Raw genomic sequence first — 15,810 nt, forward strand, 5'->3', positions numbered from 1 at the left:
AGCGACCGTCAAAGCTTCCAGCCGGAATGCAGCGCGGCGATGCCGCCCGAATAGTTGCGCCAGGTGACGCGCTCGAAGCCGGCGCGGCGGATCATGTCGGCGAAGTTCTTCTGGTCGGGGAACTTTCGAATCGACTCGACCAGATAGGCGTAGGGCTCGGCCTCGCCTGTTACGGCCTTGCCGATCGGCGGGATCGCCTTGAACGACCAGGTTTCGTAGGCCTTGTCCAAAAACGGCATCTCGACCTCCGAGAATTCCAGGCACATGAAGCGACCACCTACCTTGAGCACGCGATTCGCCTCTTCCAGGGCTCGGTCGATGCGCGGCACGTTCCTGATGCCGAAGGCGATCGTGTAGGCGTCGAAACTCTCGTCCGGGAAAGGCAGTTCCTCCGCGTTCGCCTCGACGAAGTCGATCCGCCCCTCCAGACCGCGCTTCCGGGCACGCTCCCGCCCGACGCCGAGCATGGAACCGTTGATGTCCAGAACGGTTACCGCGGCGTTACTGTCGGAGGCTTCGACGATCCGAAACGCCACATCGCCGGTCCCGCCGGCCACATCCAAGGCTGCCCAGCCGGGCCGCTTCGGCGGATTGAGAGCGGCGACCATCGCGTTCTTCCAGACGCGGTGGAGTCCGCCGGACATCAGGTCGTTCATCAGGTCGTACCGTTCGGCGACGCGATGGAAGACGGCGTCGACGAGGGGCTGCTTTTCGCCATTGTCGACATTGCGAAAGCCAAAGGAGGTTTCCATGCCGCCAGCGGCGGTGGTGCGCTGCTCTGTCATAAGTTTGGACCGTTCGCGGTTTACCGGCTTACCCGATGCACCGTGCAGCCGCTATTGTCCAGCACGGCCGTAAACGATCCGTGCTTCGCATCAGGGAGGGGACCATGCGCCTGAGCGCCGAGTTGCACTGCCATATCGAGGGCGCCGCCGATCCGCAGTTGGTCAACGAGCAGGCCCGGAAGTACGGAGCGGACGCATCCCGCTATATCCGCGATGGCTCGTTCGTCTGGCACGACTTCACCTCCTTCCTCGAAGCCTACGACTTCGCCGCCGACCTTTTCCGCAGCGAGGACGACTATGCACGGCTGACGGAGCACTATCTCACGAGCCTGGCGCGCGATGGCGCGATCTATTCGGAGATCTTCATCTCACCGGATCACGCCCGGAAGGCGGGCCTTTCGCCGCAGGCCTATACCGATGCGCTCGGCGAGGGAATCATGCGGGCCCGCGACAAGACCGGGATCGAGGGCCGGATGATCGTGGTGGGCATACGCCACTTCGGAGTGGAGGCGGTCGAGGCGGCCGCGCGTTTCGCGGCCCGGCGCGAAAACCCGCTCGTCACCGGCTTCGGCATGAGCGGAGAAGAACGGCACGGCGATTTAGAAGACTACGTGCGGGCTTTCGAGATCGCACGCGAGGCGGGGCTCGGCATCACCGTGCATGCGGGCGAACTCGCCGGCTGGAAGAGCGTCGCCGCGGCGCTCGACCACCTGCGGCCGAGCCGGATCGGGCATGGCGTACGGGCCATCGAGAATCCGGACCTTGTGCGGCGCATCGCCGAGCAGGGCGTGGTGCTGGAATGCTGTCCGGGGTCCAACATCGCGCTCGAGGTTTTTCCCAGATTCGCCGACCATCCCTTTCCGAAACTGCTCGCCGCCGGCTGCAAGGTGACGCTCAACTCGGACGACCCGCCCTATTTCTGGACCTCGCTGCGCAAGGAGTACGATATCGCGGCCGAGCACTTCGGAATGGACGAAAAGGCGCTTGCAAAAGTGACGCGGACCGCGATCGAAGCGGCCTTCGTCGACCGCAAGACCAAGGCGGCGCTGTTCGCCCGCCTCGATCGCAAGTCGCGATAAACCGGGGAAATCGTGTATGGAACGATGTCTGGCGCTTCTCCCGTCGCCCGGCGCCGCTAATATCCCCGCCGCCAAACTGAAGTCATGGAGGTCGCCATGCGCGGCGTAACGGTCATCGATCACCCTCTCGTCCAGCACAAGCTGACGATCATGCGCAAGAAGGAGACCTCCACGGCAAGTTTCCGGCGGCTGCTCAAGGAAATATCGCTGCTCCTCGGCTACGAGGTGACGCGCGACCTGGAACTGACCACCACCACGATCGAGACGCCGCTCGAGACGATGGAAGCCCCGACGCTCGAGGGCAAGAAGCTCGTCTTCGCCTCCGTGCTGCGGGCCGGCAACGGCCTTCTCGAAGGGCTGCTCGACCTCGTCCCAGCGGCGCGCGTGGCTCATATCGGCCTTTATCGCGATCACGACACGCTTGAGGCGGTCGAGTATTTCTTCAAGTCGCCGAGCGACCTCGGAGACCGCCTCGTGATCGTCGTCGATCCGATGCTGGCAACCGCCAACTCCGCCGTGGCGGCGGTGGACAAGCTCAAGGAGCGCGGCGCCACGAACATCCGCTTCCTATGCCTGCTTGCCGCGCCCGAAGGAGTGCAGCACTTCACATCCGCGCACCCGGATGTGCCGGTCTTCACCGCCTCGCTCGACCGGCAGCTGAACGAGAAAGGCTATATTGTGCCCGGCCTCGGCGACGCCGGCGATCGGCTTTACGGTACTAAGTAGTCCCGTTAAGCGCCGATTCACCCAAACTTCGATCGTGAAGGCTCTGGCGTCGGTCCGTTAAATACTCGCTCGCAGCGATCGGGTAGAGCAGGCGAAGCAACAGCGGCTTGGCCATGCTTCGCAAGACGATCATCTTCGGAATCTGCGTGGGCGTCTCGGCCTCGGTGCCGGTCCTCTACAAGACCAACCCCGAGGCCGTGGCGGCACTGGTAGGCTCAAGCAGAGAACAGGGCGTCGGCATCGAGCCCCCCGCTGAAATCGCCAAGCAGGCCGCCACCCGAACCTCGGGGATCAGCGGCCGAAAGGTGGAGATCAAGGCCGACCCGCGGGGCCACTATCTGGCGGAGTTCAAGATCAACGGGCGCCCGGTCACTGCTCTGGTCGATACGGGAGCCACCTTGGTGGCGATGAACTTTTCGACCGCCCGGAGGATCGGGATCAAGATTTCGCCCTCCGATCTCACAGGCAGCGTGAACACGGCGAACGGAAAGACCCGCGCAGCAACCGTCGAGCTTGGCCGGGTCGATATCGGCAGGATCTCCGTCGAAAACGTCCCGGCGATGGTGCTGGAGGATAAGGCCCTGGATGTCGTCCTCATCGGGATGGCCTTCCTCAGCCGCCTCAAGAAATTCGAGGTCAGCGAGGGCAACCTCCTGCTCGCGCAGTAGCTCTAACGGTCCGGCGTGATCCTGCGCACGACCGGGTCCTTTGCCGCCGATCTTGAATCGCCGATCGAATGGGCGGCCATCACTGCTGCCGCTGCAGCATCCGCATCGGCAGCAGTGCGGGCATGGACGATCGCCAGTGGCTCGCCGGCGCGGACCTCGGCGCCCAACGGAAGCAGGCGCGAGAGGCCGACGGCATGGTCGATCGCCTCACCCGGATTCGTCCGCCCGCCGCCCAGCCCGACAACCGCCAGCCCGAGTTCGCGCGTCGCGATCTGAGCCACATAACCGTCGCGCGGCGCCGTCACGACGCGCTCTTCCGGCGCGCGCGGCAGGTAGGTCTCGTAGCGTTCGATGAAGTCAGACGGACCGCCCAGCGCTCGCACCATGCGGGCGAACCGCTCCGTTGCCCGCCCGCTTTCGAGCGCCTCGCGCGCCTGCGCCAGACCATCGGCTTGCGAGGACGCCAGGCCCGCGGACAGAAGCATCTCGGCACAGAGCGCAAGCGTCACCTTCTCCAGCCGCGGATCGCGCCTTCGCCCGGTGAGAAATTCGACGGCATTGGCCACCTCGACCGCGTTGCCGGCGGCGGAGGCCAAAGGCTCGTTCATGGCGGTGATCAGCGCCGTTGTCCGCAGCCCTGCGCCATTGGCCACCTCGACCAGACTGCGGGCCAGGGCGGCCGCGTCGCGGGATCTTTCCATGAAGGCGCCGTTGCCGACCTTCACGTCCAGCACCAGGGACTGCAGCCCAGCCGCGAGCTTCTTCGACAGGATCGACGCGGTGATCAGCGGGATCGACTCCACCGTCGCCGTGACGTCGCGGATGGCGTAGAGCCGCTTATCGGCCGGCGCGAGCGCCGCCGTCTGGCCGATGATCGCGCAGCCGGCCTCGCGCACCGCCTTGCGGAACAGCACGTTGTCGGGCTGGCTCACATAGCCGGGGATGGAGTCCATCTTGTCGAGCGTGCCGCCGGTATGCCCCAGGCCGCGCCCGGAGATCATCGGCACATAGGCACCGCAGGCGGCGACGATCGGCGCCAGCACCAGCGAGACATTGTCGCCGATGCCGCCGGTCGAGTGCTTGTCGGTTGTCGGGCCCGGCAGATCGGACCAGTCGAGGACCTCGCCGGAATCGCGCATCGCGAGCGTGAGCGCCACCGCCTCGTCGCGCTGCATGCCCTTGTGGAAGATCGCCATGGCGAGCGCCGCGGCCTGGCCTTCGGAAACGGAACCGGAAGTCAGGCCAGCGATGAAGCCGGCTATCTCATGGGACTGAAGGGTGCGGCCGTCGCGCTTGGCACGGATGATTTCCTGGGGGAGCATGGCTGCGCGCGTCATGGCAGCCCCTCCTCGAACATCTTCCGCAGCACCGCCGCCAGCCTGCGTCCACCGAGCGGCGCCATCTCCTTGGTCTCCTCGTGCGACAGTTCCACTGCCGACATCCCGGCGGCGAGATTGGTGATGACCGAGCAGGCGGCGACGCGCAGCCCGAGGAATCGCGCGAGAATGACTTCGGGAACCGTGGACATGCCCACCGCCGTCGCACCCAGCACCCGGGCCATGCGGATCTCCGCCGGGGTTTCGAAGGAGGGGCCGGAGAACCACATGTAGACGCCCTTGTGCAGGGTCGTCCCGGTCGCCTCGGCGGCCTTCTCGATCGCGGCCCGCAGGTCCGGGTCGTAAGCGCCTGTCATGTCGATGAAGCGGCGATCGGTGCTTTCACCGATCAGCGGGTTCGCCCCCGCGAAGTTGATGTGATCCTCGATCAGCATCACCGATCCAGGCGACATCTCCGGGTCGAGGGAGCCCGCGGCGTTGGTAAGGATCAGGGTCGTGATGCCGATACCGGCGAGCGCTTCGAGGGCCTGGCGCATCGCCGCCGCGTTGCCGTGCTCGTAGTAATGCGAGCGGCCGGCGAGCAGGATGACTTCCGTGCCGCCGAAGCGGCCCGCGACGAGCGTTCCGGCGTGACCGGTGACGCCGCTCTGCGGGAAGCCGGGCAGTTCGGAATACGGAATGGTGGTTGCGTCCTCGACCTCGTCGATCAGCCCGCCCAAACCCGAGCCAAGCACGACGGCGACCTTCGGCACGCGGCCACCGAGACGTTCAACCAGCACCGCGACGGCATCGGTCATTTGAGCACGCATCCTTCGAAGGCGAAGGGAAGGATGTCGCCGATCGTCACCGTCTCGACGACGCCCGCCTGGTCGCAGAGGTAGAGCTTCGTGTCCGGCCTGGAGAACTCTGCCAGCCTCTGCCGGCAGCCGCCGCATGGCGTGATCCGGTCCATGCGCTCGGCGACGACTGCGATCTCGGCGATCTCGCCGCCGCCTTCCATGACATAGTGGCCAAGCGCCGTCGTCTCGGCGCACCAGCCCTCGGGGAACGAGGCGTTCTCGATGTTGCAGCCGGAATAGACCCGCCCGTCGCTCGTGCGGATCGCCGCTCCGACGGGGAATTTGGAGTAAGGCACGTAGGCCCTGGCCATCGCCGCGCGCGCGGCGAGGAAGAGGTCATGGGACATGGCGGCCTCCGCGACTGATCGACCGGGGCTTCGAAACCGATTGAGTAGAGATCGTTTCGACCCCCGGGAGCGCCATCACCGCTCCTTCACATAGGGCACGCCGCCGGCGCGCGGCGGGATCGCCTTGCCGATGAACCCGGCGAGCAGGATGATGGTCAGGATGAACGGCAGTGCGTTGACGAGCTGCACCGGGACCTTGCCGATCACCGGCCAGGCCATACCCTGGAAGCGGATCGAGGCGGCGTCGAGGAAGCCGAAGAGCAAGCACGCGAACATGGCGGGAACCGGCTTCCACTTGGCGAAAATCAGCGCGGCCAGCGCGATGAAGCCCTTGCCGGCGGTCATGTCCTTCACGAAGCCGGCGTTCTGCGCGATGGAGAGATAGGCCCCGGCCACACCGGTGAGCACGCCGGTCAGGATTACAGCCCGATAGCGCAGCCAGGTCACGGAAATGCCCGCCGTGTCGACCGCGGCGGGGTTCTCGCCGACTGCCCGGAGTCTCAGGCCGAAGCGGGTGCGGAACAGGACCCACCAGGTGAGCGGCACCATGAGGAAGGCCACGTAGACCAGGATCGAATGGCCGGAGATCAACTCGGAATAGATGAGACCGATGACCGGCACGTCGCGTAGGGCGTCCGCGCCGGGCAGCGTGATCGCCTCGAACCGGGCCGGCCCCGACAGCGGCGGGGTGCGGCCGCCCTGGCTGAACCAGGCCTGGCCGAGGATGATGGTGGATCCGGCGGCGATGAAGTTGATCGCCACGCCGGACACAATTTGGTTTCCACGGTGAGTGATCGAGGCGAAGCCGTGCACCAGAGCTAGACAGACGGCGATGAGAATCGCCATGCCCAGCCCAACCCAAGCCGAGCCGGAGACCGCGGCGGCGGAGGCGCCGGCGAAGGCGCCGGCCAGCATCTTGCCCTCGAGGCCGATGTCGAAGATGCCGGACCGCTCGGAATAGAGGCCGGCGAGGCAGGCGAGCAGCAGCGGCACCGAGACACGGATGGTCGCGTCAATCAGTTGGGCGAGTGCGTCCACGAAAGCCATATCAGGCGCCCTCCCCCTTCGGCGCAGGAACGCCCATGGTGCGCGGGCTGAGCGAGGCGAACACCGTCTGCACGTAGGGACGGAACATGTGCTCCAGCGCCCCCGCGAAGAGGATCACCAGGCCCTGGATGATGACGATCATGTCGCGCGAGATGTTGGGCATCTCGAAGGCGAGTTCCGCGCCGCCCTGGTAGAGCACGCCGAACAGCACGGCGGCGGGCACGATGCCGGCGGGATGCGAGCGGCCCATAAGCGCCACTGCGATGCCGACGAAGCCGGCGCCTGCGACGAAGTCGAGCGTCATGTGGTGCTGGTCGCCCATGATCGGGTTCAGCGCCATCATGCCCGCCAGGCCTCCCGAAATCAGCATCCCGATGATGATCATGCGGACGTCGGAGATACCGGCATAGCGCGCCGCCTTTGGGCTGAAGCCGAAGGTGCGCATCTCGTAGCCGAGCTTGGTGCGCCAGATCAGCAGCCAGACCGCCCAGGCCATGAGGAGCGCCAGCAGGAAGGAGATGTTGAGCGGCGCCGAACGGACGGACATGCCCATCGCCTCGAGCACCCAGCCGAGCTTCGGAAGCTGCGCCCCTGCCAGGAAGTCGCGGGTCTGCGGCGCCATCGATCCCGCGGGCTTGAGCGGCCCGACCAGCAAATAGACCATCGCGCTCGCCGCGATAAAGTTGAACATGATCGTGGTGATGACGATGTGCGAGCCCCGCCTGGCCTGCAGATAGGCAGGAATGAAGGCCCATGCCGCTCCCACCGCTGCTGCGGCGGCGATGGCGAGGGGGAAAGTCAGCCACCAAGGCAGTACGCCGTCGAAGGTGAGGCAGACGACCGCCACGCCGAGCCCGGCAATGTAAGCCTGCCCCTCCCCACCGATGTTGAAGAGGCCGCAATGAAACGCAACCGCGACAGCGAGACCGGTGAAGATGAAACTGGTCGCGTAGTACAACGTATAGGCGATGTTCTGGCCGGAGCCGAAGGCGCCCTTGACCAGGATGCCTGCCGCGTCGATCGGGTTCTCCCCCACCAGCAGCACGACAATGCCCGCCACGAGAAAGGCGACGATCAGGTTGATGACCGGAATGAGCCCGTAGTCGGCCCAGCGCGGCAACCTTGCGAAGGGGGCGCTCATTCGGCTGCTTCTCTCTGCTCGACGCCCGCCATCAGCAGGCCGAGTTCGCCTTCGCTGGCGTCCGGCCCTCGCTCGCCGACAATACGGCCGGCGAACATCACCAGGATGCGATCGGAGAGCGAGCGGATCTCGTCGAGTTCGACCGAGACCAGCAGCACCGCCTTGCCGGCGTCGCGCATCGCGATCAGCCGCTTGTGGATGAATTCGATGGCGCCGACGTCCACGCCGCGGGTCGGCTGGCCGACGAGCAGCACGGTCGGATCCTGCTCCATCTCGCGGGCAAGCACGATCTTCTGCTGGTTGCCGCCGGAAAAATTCGCCGTCTTCAGCCGGTCGCTGGCCGGGCGGATATCGTATTTCGCGATCTTGTCGCGCGCATCCGCGTGAATCGCCTCGATGTTGAGGAATGGGCCCCTCAGGTATTGCGGCTTGTCGTGATAGCCGAGGATCGAGTTCTCCGCCTCCTCGAAGGCCAACACCAATCCCACATGGTGCCGGTCCTCCGGCACATGGGCCAGTCCGCGATCGCGCAGTTCGCCCGGGTCAACGTGGCCGGTCACGTCGACCGGCCGTCCGTCGAGCATCACGGTCCCGGCCTCCGCATTCCGCGTACCGGCGATAGCCTCGAGCAGCTCGGACTGGCCGTTTCCGGCGACCCCGGCGATCCCGACGATCTCGCCTGCGTGCACGTCGAGCGAAACGTCGTCGACCATGACCACGCCGCGCGAATCCCGGACGGTGAGGTTGCTCACGGAGAGCTTCACGTCGGCAGGCCTGGGCTCCCCCTTCTCGACGCGCAGGAGCACGCGGCGGCCGACCATCAGTTCGGCGAGTTCCTCCACGGTCGTCTCGGAGGTCTTGCGGGTCGCCACCATCGTCCCCTGCCGCATGACCGACACCGTGTCGGTGATCGCCATGATCTCCCTGAGCTTGTGGGTGATCAGCACCACCGTCTTGCCCTGGTCCTTGAGCATCTTGAGGATGCGGAAGAGGTGGTCGGCTTCGGCCGGCGTCAGCACGCCTGTCGGCTCGTCGAGGATGAGGATGTCGGCGCCGCGATAAAGCGCCTTCAGGATCTCGACGCGCTGCTGCAGGCCGACCGGCAGTTCCTCGATCACCGCGTCCGGATCGACTTCGAGGCCATATTCGCGCTCCAGCCGCTGCAGTTCGGAGCGCGCCTTGGAGATCGAGGACTTGAGCAACGCCTCGCCTTCGGCGCCGAGGATAACGTTCTCGATGACCGTGAAATTCTCCACCAGCATGAAATGCTGATGGACCATACCGATGCCGACCGCGATGGCATCGTTCGGCGTGTTGATGGCAATCGGCTTGCCGCCGACCCGGACCTCGCCGCTGTCGGCCTGGTAGAAGCCGTAGAGGATCGACATCAGTGTCGACTTACCGGCGCCGTTCTCGCCGATGATGCCGTGGATGGTTCCGCGCTCGACTTCGAGATTGATGTCGCGATTGGCCCGAACCGGTCCGAAGCTCTTATTTATCCCTATGAGCTGGATTGCGGCTTCAGCCATCCCCCGCCCGCCTCTGTCTTGTTTTATTGGTTGGTCAAATCCGCTAGCACGCGCGATCTCCCCTGCCAATCGCCCGCGTCCCCCACTAATGTCGGCAGAGAGCACGCATCTTGTCAATTTCGAACACGAGCCGGATAGAAGCCGCGCACATGCAGCGGAACTCGACCGCTCCCGGAGCACCCCATGACCGAGCCCAACGACCGTATCACGACGCTCGAAATCCGCGCCGCCGAGCAGGAGAAGGTGATCGAGGAACTGTCCGGACAGATCGCCGAACAGTGGAAGACGATGGACCGGATGCAGAAGAAGCTGGACGCCTTGGTCGACCGCTTCCTGTCTCTGGAGGAGGAAGTGCGGCCGGACGTTCCGGTCACAAAGCCGCCGCACTGGTGAGGCACGGCGGTCACAGCGGACGGGCTCTGATATGATTCCGTCCCGATATTCCGCTTTCCCCTATACAAGCACGGCTGGCCTGCGGCATTATCTCGGCAGGTGGGTGTCTTACTGACATGATAGAAAACGAAAACTCGACGCGTGCTGCGCAGATCTATGTCCTTGATGAGAGGAGAAAGACGCACCGCGCCAAGCCATCGCTCGGCGACGCGACGACGCTCAGGATATCGTTGCAAGCTCGGGTGTCGGCTCCACAGCGGGCCCGGCAAACCATGCCCGGACGCAGATGGCGTGCCGTCTCCGACAGGCTCGTCCGCCTCCCGCACGTGCGACTTCAAGCGCATGGACGATCGGCCTCCGCTGCTCACCATCCTTCGCTCCGGACCCAGGCTCTTGACCGGCTCAGTTCCGGGTTTCGGAACGACCGACTCGCAGCCGGCCAGAGCGCGCTCTTGGTGATCGGCCTGCTGGCGGCGTTCGGCCTTGGCTTTCTTGCAGGAACCTCCTCGCACGCCGATGCCCCTGCGGCCGCCGCGCTCGTCCAGACCGGCCAGGCAGGCTAGAAAATAACGTAGAGCCCGCGACGAGGGTCCTGTCGTTTATTGCCGAGGCACCGATGCGGCCGCGATCGATGTTCTGACGAACAGCAAGGGCGCTAGCGTCCCGAGGGCGGCGATTCAGACCGCAACCATGAAAAGCGCAAAGCCGGTCCACGAATAGGCGTCGATCACTTGCGCTGCAAGCGGTGGGCCAATGACTGTTCCGATGCCACCGGCCTGGCAAACCAACCCGATCGCGACCGCAGTTGATCCTCCCGGCGGCACGACCGCGGGAATCGCGGCGAACAGAGCCGAGGCGATGACGCCGCCTGCGACGGCGAACAGGACCATAGACATGGTCGCGGTCGCCTGGATTGAGACGGCGAAGGTCGGCCATGCCGCCAAGGCAGTCGCGGCGAAGCCGAGCGCGGCAAGGAGCAGAGCGTTGCGCGCTCCGCCGCGCACCAGCAGTCCGGCGAGAAGATTACCGAGCGGCACGGTCAGCGAGATCGCACCGGCCGCGAGCGCGATTGACGAGGCCGAGCGCTCAACGAAGGCTGGCAGGAAGGTGAAGAAGCCGATCGACAGGATGACGTAGAGCCCGAAGGCCAGGGCCACGATCACCACCGGCAGCGTCATGGTCGCAGCAAAGCCGCCGAACGCGCCAGTCCCGTTGGCCGGAGCTTCGCTGCCGTCAGGCACACGGGCCAGAAGGAGGGTGGCGAGAGCAGCGAACAAGCCGAACAGGAGGATGGCAGCCAGAAGATACCGGCCCGGCGCTGAAGGCGCATCAGCCGCGCGCGCCAGATAATCGCCGACCGCATAGCCGAGCGGCACGAAGCCGCCCCACACCGCGAGGGCGGGAGCCCGCCATTTCGGCGCGGGAATGGAGTTGAGCAGGGCCGGTATCGTGATCACCAAAACGAGATAGCCCAACCCCTCCATCAGGCGAGCGGCGAGAATGGCCGCAGGAGACCTCAGGAACGCGAGCGCGACTCCGCCGACCATCAGAACAAGCGAGGCGATGACGAAGGAGCGTCGCGTCCCAACCCGCTCGATCGCCCAGCCTGCAGGAAGTGCGGCAAGCGCAACGAAAATGCCGATCATCGCCGTGAACCAGCCGGTCAGGACCAGCGAAAAGCCGATCTCCTGCTGATACCAGCCGACCAGCGGCGCGATCTTGCCAAGCTGCGTACCGGCCAGGATGCCGGCGGCGAGCAAGGCCACGATGGATAGAAGGCGCATCCTCCTCCCCGTCTGCGCAAAAAAGCCGCCGGTATTACCGGCGGCTTCCAAGACTGCGGATCGAAGATCAGTACGGGCAGGCGTTGTCCGACATGTAGTCGTGCACCTTGACGGTGCCGGCGATGATGTCGGCCTTGGCCTTTTCGGCCGCCGCCTTGATCTCGTCCGTCACCAGGTCCTTGTTGTTGTCATCCATGGCATAGTCGACGCCGCCTTCCTTGAGGCCGAGGTCGTTGATGCCGGGCGTGAATTTTCCGTCCTTGGCGTCGGTGAAGGCGTTGTAGACGGCGACATCGACACGCTTGACCATCGACGTCAGGATCTTGCCGGGCTGCAGTCCGTTCTGGTTGGAGTCGACGCCGATGCCGAGCTTGCCGGCGTCAGCCGCAGCCTGCAGCACCCCGACACCCGTTCCGCCAGCCGCGGCGTAGACCACGTCCGCGCTCTGGTCCATCTGCGCCTTGGCGATCTCGCCGCCCTTGGTCGGGTCGTTCCACGCCGCCGGGGTATCGCCGGTCATGTTGTAGATGACGTTGGTTGCGCCGGCCGCCTTGGCGCCGCCGACGTAACCGCAGCCGAAGCGGCGGATCAGTGGGATATCCATGCCGCCGATGAAGCCCACTACCTTGGACTTCGACGCAAGGGCCGCCATCACACCGACCACATAGGAACCTTCCTGTTCCTTGTACACCACCGAGCGGACATTCGGCTTGTCGACGACCATGTCGATGATGGCGAACTTGGTGTCGGGGAAATCGGCCGAGACCTTCTCCAGTGCGGCCGCCCAGGAGAAGCCGGCCATCACGATCGGGTTGTTCCCGTCCTCGGCGAACTTGCGGAGCGCCTGCTCGCGCTGGGCATCGTTCTGGATTTCGAAGTCGCGATAGTCGATGCCGGTCTCCGCCTTGAACTTCTCGGCGCCGTTGAAGGCCGATTCGTTGAAGGACTTGTCGAACTTGCCGCCGAGATCGTAGATGATCGCCGGCTTGATGTCCTCGGCCAAAGCCGGGACAATAAATGCGGTTGCGGCCAGGAGGCCGAGAACGAGACGCTTCATGTGTTCCACACCCTGTCGGTTTCTTTGATCGGCAGTACCGTGGCACCTGAAGGTGCACGCGGCCCGCGGCACGCCAAAGGCGACCGCTTGGCGGCCACTTTACATGGGCTTAAGCAAAATTCACGCGGAATTTTGGGAGCTTGGTGAAACGCACGACCTGCCCCTCCCCCTTGAGGCGAGGGTGCCGAGCGAGGCGAGGCGGGAGGGGTTCTGGCGCCCGTTCTCCACGCTGATCAAGAAGTCAATCAGGTTGGCGCATTGCCACGACCACCCCTTCCGGCCGCTCCGCGGCCACCCTCCCCGCAAGAGGGAGGGATGGTCGCGCTGATCAACCGGCGGAGGCGGCCTGTGGCGCGGGACAGGACACGCCAGTGCCACGCAGGTTGCAATAGCCGAAAGGGTTCTTGGCCAGATACTGCTGGTGGTCTTCCTCCGCGAAGTAGAAGTCCGGCGCCGGCGCGATCTCGGTGGTGATCCTGCCGCGCCCCGCCGCATCGAGCGACGCCTGGTAGGCGTCGCGCGAGGCCTTGGCCGCCGCGAGTTGTTCGTCGCCGAAGGTGTAGATCACCGAACGGTAGGTCGTGCCGACGTCGTTGCCCTGGCGCATGCCCTGGGTCGGGTCGTGGTTTTCCCAGAACAGTTTTAGGAGGTCCGAATAGGAGATGATCTTCGGATCGAACACCACCAGAACGACCTCGGCATGTCCGGTCAACCCGGTGCAGGTCTCCTGGTATGTCGGATTGGGGGTGGTGCCTCCCGCATAGCCGACTGCCGTGACCCAGATACCTTCGGTCTGCCAGAACATGCGCTCCGCGCCCCAGAAGCACCCCATGCCAAACAAAGCATTCTCCAGGCCCTCAGGATAAGGGCCAGCCAGCGGACGCTTCGAAACGAAATGGTGCGTCGCCGTCGGGATCGGCGAGGCGCGACCGGGGAGCGCCTCTTCCGCCGTGGGAATCTTCAGCTTCTTGTTCAGCATATCGCTCAGGAAGAACATTGCATGTGCCTCTGCTCGATCGGGGCTAGACGGCGAGCCGGCGGGCGGCGCGCTGCGGGCGCCTGCCGATCGCATGGAATAGGAGCGCCAAACCCAGGAAAACCGCAAAACCCGGAAGGGCCAGGATCGGCTCGACGACCAGTTGCCAGATCATCGGGCTGAGCCGTGCGTCACTGAACTGCCGCGCAGCCAGGATGGTCTCCGGCGACACGGCTTGCCAACTCTGAACAAGCGGCGTCATCACCGGCGCCGAAACCGCGATCGACCGCGTCGAATCGAGGACGATCATGATGACCGCCACCGACAGTGCAAAGAGGGAAAGCAGGCGAAAGACGAACCGTATCATGCTATCCAGGCGGCACTTTTCGGGCTTGCCGAGAATATGGCCGCGAGCAGGCAAGTTCAATGCGGCACACGCCGAATTGAGCGCGGGCCAGGGTTTTTGGGGGCCGAAGCCGCTCATTATCCAATCGCCACTCCCGAGCGGAGGCCCTCCTTGCGCGGGATCCCGGAGCCGCGTTCGCCGGCTAAGTCGGCATCACTTATCAAGACAGCGCAAACGAGGCTTGGCATGGCGCTGCAGATGCACTAGACAGCGCCGCATCCGCTAGGCATCTCGCGGATGCGGCGGGAGAGGTGGCCGAGTGGTTTAAGGCGCACGCCTGGAACGCGTGTATACGGGAAACCGTATCGGGGGTTCGAATCCCCCTCTCTCCGCCAGAGCTCGGCTAAGCTCTTGACGGGCCATAATCCTCAGCAAAGTCATCGGCTTGCAGCTGCCGTGGTGGTACACAATGGCTTTGGCGATGGCGCGCCCAGCGCAGCGGCGCCGACACGATGCTGTTCATGGCCTGCTGCTCGACCTGGAACCGGCGCAAGTCATCCGCTGTCTCCGGCGGTCGGCCAAGGAAACTTGCGAACCGTCGGACATCCCGGATGAGTTGCGCTGCGACTCTTGGCTGAACCGGCGCATGGTCATGTTATCGAGGACACCGCGCTCGCGCAGGAGGTCAGCTACTGAATAGCCTTCTCATCCCTGAGGTTCACGTCCATGACGTCATCGATGGCCTCCTCTGTCGCCAGCAGCTTTAGCCGTCTGCCACGCCGGGCACCGGGCCGACCACATGGACACCGGCCATTTCTGGGACAATGCACAAGCACTCGTCTCGGCTTATTCCGTCTCATCAGACAGGCCGAACGAGGAAAGCATAGAGAGCAAGCAAGCAGCGAATTTCGATCGGTGCTCTGTTACCATTGGCTTATGCCCAAATGTCCTATCAACCCGTACCCGATTTGACGGACAATGCCCGCGCCTTCTCGAACGCGGCGTCCAGGCCCGCGACGACCGCATTGTTGAAGCCTTTGTCGCGCATCGCCAGGATGCCAGCCGCCGTTGTTCCCTTGTAGTCCACGTAGGATTTGACCGTCTCGGTAGCAGACGCGCCGTTGTGTTCCTGGAGTCGTCCCGCCCCGATGATGACCTGCTGCGCCGCGCGACGGGCGACATCGGATGGCACGCCCCGCCCGATTGCGTCCTGCGTCATCGCATCGGCCAGAAGCGCGGGAAATGCAGCGCCGGAGCCGGTCATCGCGGTGAAATAATCGATGTGCTCCTCCTTCGTCACGGCGTCGACTTCGCCGCAACTGCGGAAAAGCGTGCTTACGATGTCTTGATCCTGCGGTTCGGAGGATGACAAAAAGAACGGGGTGTAGGAATAACCGATTTCTGCGGCGGCATTTGGCAGGGCGCGCGCCACGCGGGCGGAGCCCGTTCTCCTGCCGATTTCTCCCACAGTCACCCCGGCCATGACCGAGATAACGAGCTTTCCAGCCGCATCCACGTCGATGCTGTTCCAGTCGCCGGGCCGCACGGACAGGATGACGACGTCGGACCGTTCGACCAATTGCCTGTTATCCTGCGTCCAGGCGCATTCCACCGAGTTTTCCGGTTTTCTGCTGCGGAAGGAACAGATCAGCCGTTCGGCAGTAACGGTGCCTGAACCGACAAGCGCCTTCGCCATTGCCGTTCCAAGCCATCCTGCTCCGCCGATTATTCCGACGCGTCCGACGTCAACCATGAG

General features: G+C 64.7%; 16 protein-coding genes and 1 tRNA gene. 5 read left to right on the plus strand and 12 right to left on the minus strand.

Annotated features, from left to right (window positions below; translation table 11 throughout):
- Window positions 1-8 precede the first annotated feature (8 nt).
- Window positions 9-785, minus strand: a complete 777-nt coding sequence (gene ubiE / locus HUI96_RS16285; protein WP_188255723.1) for a bifunctional demethylmenaquinone methyltransferase/2-methoxy-6-polyprenyl-1,4-benzoquinol methylase UbiE — start codon at window positions 783-785, stop codon at window positions 9-11.
- 104 nt (window positions 786-889) lie between these two features.
- Here ubiE and HUI96_RS16290 point away from each other — a divergent pair, with 104 nt between their 5' ends.
- The 3 genes from HUI96_RS16290 (at window position 890) to HUI96_RS16300 (ending at window position 3,258) form a co-directional block, all read left to right on the plus strand.
- A complete protein-coding gene (locus tag HUI96_RS16290) occupies window positions 890-1,864 on the plus strand; it encodes an adenosine deaminase (protein WP_188255724.1) in 975 nt (324 codons plus the stop codon).
- 96 nt (window positions 1,865-1,960) lie between these two features.
- The gene (gene upp, locus HUI96_RS16295) at window positions 1,961-2,590 is read left to right on the plus strand and encodes a uracil phosphoribosyltransferase (protein WP_188255725.1); all 630 of its coding nucleotides are present in this window, start codon (window positions 1,961-1,963) and stop codon (window positions 2,588-2,590) included.
- A gap of 113 nt (window positions 2,591-2,703) precedes the next feature.
- Window positions 2,704-3,258, plus strand: a complete 555-nt coding sequence (locus tag HUI96_RS16300) for a retropepsin-like aspartic protease family protein (protein ID WP_188255726.1) — start codon at window positions 2,704-2,706, stop codon at window positions 3,256-3,258.
- A gap of 2 nt (window positions 3,259-3,260) precedes the next feature.
- On the opposite strand, the gene deoA is transcribed toward HUI96_RS16300, so the two are convergent.
- The 6 genes from deoA to HUI96_RS16330 all read right to left on the minus strand — a co-directional run bounded on the left by deoA (window position 3,261) and on the right by HUI96_RS16330 (window position 9,498).
- The gene (gene deoA, locus HUI96_RS16305) at window positions 3,261-4,580 is read right to left on the minus strand and encodes a thymidine phosphorylase (RefSeq protein ID WP_188255845.1); all 1,320 of its coding nucleotides are present in this window, start codon (window positions 4,578-4,580) and stop codon (window positions 3,261-3,263) included.
- An 11-nt stretch (window positions 4,581-4,591) separates the two neighbouring features.
- The gene (locus HUI96_RS16310) at window positions 4,592-5,392 is read right to left on the minus strand and encodes a purine-nucleoside phosphorylase (protein WP_188255727.1); all 801 of its coding nucleotides are present in this window, start codon (window positions 5,390-5,392) and stop codon (window positions 4,592-4,594) included.
- Window positions 5,389-5,781 (minus strand): cytidine deaminase, encoded by a 393-nt coding sequence (gene cdd, locus HUI96_RS16315; protein ID WP_188255728.1) that lies wholly within the window; start codon window positions 5,779-5,781, stop codon window positions 5,389-5,391. Before cdd ends, HUI96_RS16310 begins: the two co-directional genes overlap by 4 nt.
- Window positions 5,782-5,856: 75 nt before the next feature.
- Window positions 5,857-6,828, minus strand: coding sequence for an ABC transporter permease (locus HUI96_RS16320; RefSeq protein WP_188255729.1), 972 nt, complete (start codon window positions 6,826-6,828; stop codon window positions 5,857-5,859).
- Window position 6,829: 1 nt separating this feature from the next.
- The gene (locus tag HUI96_RS16325; RefSeq protein WP_188255730.1) at window positions 6,830-7,969 is read right to left on the minus strand and encodes an ABC transporter permease; all 1,140 of its coding nucleotides are present in this window, start codon (window positions 7,967-7,969) and stop codon (window positions 6,830-6,832) included.
- The gene (locus tag HUI96_RS16330; RefSeq protein ID WP_188255731.1) at window positions 7,966-9,498 is read right to left on the minus strand and encodes an ABC transporter ATP-binding protein; all 1,533 of its coding nucleotides are present in this window, start codon (window positions 9,496-9,498) and stop codon (window positions 7,966-7,968) included. Before HUI96_RS16330 ends, HUI96_RS16325 begins: the two co-directional genes overlap by 4 nt.
- 183 nt (window positions 9,499-9,681) lie before the next feature.
- Between HUI96_RS16330 and HUI96_RS16335 the strand changes: the two genes are divergently transcribed.
- Window positions 9,682-9,891, plus strand: a complete 210-nt coding sequence (locus tag HUI96_RS16335) for a SlyX family protein (protein ID WP_188255732.1) — start codon at window positions 9,682-9,684, stop codon at window positions 9,889-9,891.
- 677 nt (window positions 9,892-10,568) lie between these two features.
- Here HUI96_RS16335 and HUI96_RS16340 read toward each other — a convergent pair.
- The 4 genes from HUI96_RS16340 to HUI96_RS16355 form a co-directional block, all read right to left on the minus strand.
- Entirely contained in the window at window positions 10,569-11,675 is a 1,107-nt protein-coding gene (locus tag HUI96_RS16340) for an MFS transporter (protein ID WP_188255733.1), read from the minus strand.
- A 67-nt stretch (window positions 11,676-11,742) separates the two neighbouring features.
- Window positions 11,743-12,732 (minus strand): BMP family lipoprotein, encoded by a 990-nt coding sequence (locus tag HUI96_RS16345; protein ID WP_188255734.1) that lies wholly within the window; start codon window positions 12,730-12,732, stop codon window positions 11,743-11,745.
- Window positions 12,733-13,060: 328 nt separating this feature from the next.
- Window positions 13,061-13,729, minus strand: a complete 669-nt coding sequence (gene msrA, locus HUI96_RS16350; protein ID WP_188255735.1) for a peptide-methionine (S)-S-oxide reductase MsrA — start codon at window positions 13,727-13,729, stop codon at window positions 13,061-13,063.
- 25 nt (window positions 13,730-13,754) lie between these two features.
- The gene (locus HUI96_RS16355) at window positions 13,755-14,075 is read right to left on the minus strand and encodes a hypothetical protein (protein ID WP_188255736.1); all 321 of its coding nucleotides are present in this window, start codon (window positions 14,073-14,075) and stop codon (window positions 13,755-13,757) included.
- A gap of 284 nt (window positions 14,076-14,359) precedes the next feature.
- Between HUI96_RS16355 and HUI96_RS16360 the strand changes: the two genes are divergently transcribed.
- A tRNA-Ser gene (locus tag HUI96_RS16360) sits at window positions 14,360-14,449 on the plus strand.
- Window positions 14,450-15,006: 557 nt separating this feature from the next.
- On the opposite strand, the gene HUI96_RS16365 is transcribed toward HUI96_RS16360, so the two are convergent.
- Window positions 15,007-15,807, minus strand: coding sequence for a pyrroline-5-carboxylate reductase family protein (locus HUI96_RS16365; protein ID WP_188255737.1), 801 nt, complete (start codon window positions 15,805-15,807; stop codon window positions 15,007-15,009).
- Between the last annotated feature and the right edge of the window lie 3 nt (window positions 15,808-15,810).

This window comes from Pseudaminobacter soli (ex Zhang et al. 2022) (genome assembly GCF_014595955.1).
Classification (GTDB): Bacteria; Pseudomonadota; Alphaproteobacteria; order Rhizobiales; family Rhizobiaceae; genus Kumtagia; species Kumtagia pseudosoli.

Coding starts and splice junctions, on each gene's coding strand:
- HUI96_RS16345 (WP_188255734.1), bottom strand. CDS start 12,732: ATGAAGCGTCTCGTTCTCGGCCTCCTGGCCGCAACCGCATTTATTGTC.
- HUI96_RS16310 (WP_188255727.1), bottom strand. CDS start 5,392: ATGACCGATGCCGTCGCGGTGCTGGTTGAACGTCTCGGTGGCCGCGTG.
- ubiE (WP_188255723.1), bottom strand. CDS start 785: ATGACAGAGCAGCGCACCACCGCCGCTGGCGGCATGGAAACCTCCTTT.
- msrA (WP_188255735.1), bottom strand. CDS start 13,729: ATGTTCTTCCTGAGCGATATGCTGAACAAGAAGCTGAAGATTCCCACG.
- HUI96_RS16290 (WP_188255724.1), top strand. CDS start 890: ATGCGCCTGAGCGCCGAGTTGCACTGCCATATCGAGGGCGCCGCCGAT.
- HUI96_RS16330 (WP_188255731.1), bottom strand. CDS start 9,498: ATGGCTGAAGCCGCAATCCAGCTCATAGGGATAAATAAGAGCTTCGGA.
- HUI96_RS16335 (WP_188255732.1), top strand. CDS start 9,682: ATGACCGAGCCCAACGACCGTATCACGACGCTCGAAATCCGCGCCGCC.
- HUI96_RS16320 (WP_188255729.1), bottom strand. CDS start 6,828: ATGGCTTTCGTGGACGCACTCGCCCAACTGATTGACGCGACCATCCGT.
- HUI96_RS16365 (WP_188255737.1), bottom strand. CDS start 15,807: ATGGTTGACGTCGGACGCGTCGGAATAATCGGCGGAGCAGGATGGCTT.
- HUI96_RS16300 (WP_188255726.1), top strand. CDS start 2,704: ATGCTTCGCAAGACGATCATCTTCGGAATCTGCGTGGGCGTCTCGGCC.
- cdd (WP_188255728.1), bottom strand. CDS start 5,781: ATGTCCCATGACCTCTTCCTCGCCGCGCGCGCGGCGATGGCCAGGGCC.
- deoA (WP_188255845.1), bottom strand. CDS start 4,580: ATGCTCCCCCAGGAAATCATCCGTGCCAAGCGCGACGGCCGCACCCTT.
- HUI96_RS16355 (WP_188255736.1), bottom strand. CDS start 14,075: ATGATACGGTTCGTCTTTCGCCTGCTTTCCCTCTTTGCACTGTCGGTG.
- upp (WP_188255725.1), top strand. CDS start 1,961: ATGCGCGGCGTAACGGTCATCGATCACCCTCTCGTCCAGCACAAGCTG.
- HUI96_RS16340 (WP_188255733.1), bottom strand. CDS start 11,675: ATGCGCCTTCTATCCATCGTGGCCTTGCTCGCCGCCGGCATCCTGGCC.
- HUI96_RS16325 (WP_188255730.1), bottom strand. CDS start 7,969: ATGAGCGCCCCCTTCGCAAGGTTGCCGCGCTGGGCCGACTACGGGCTC.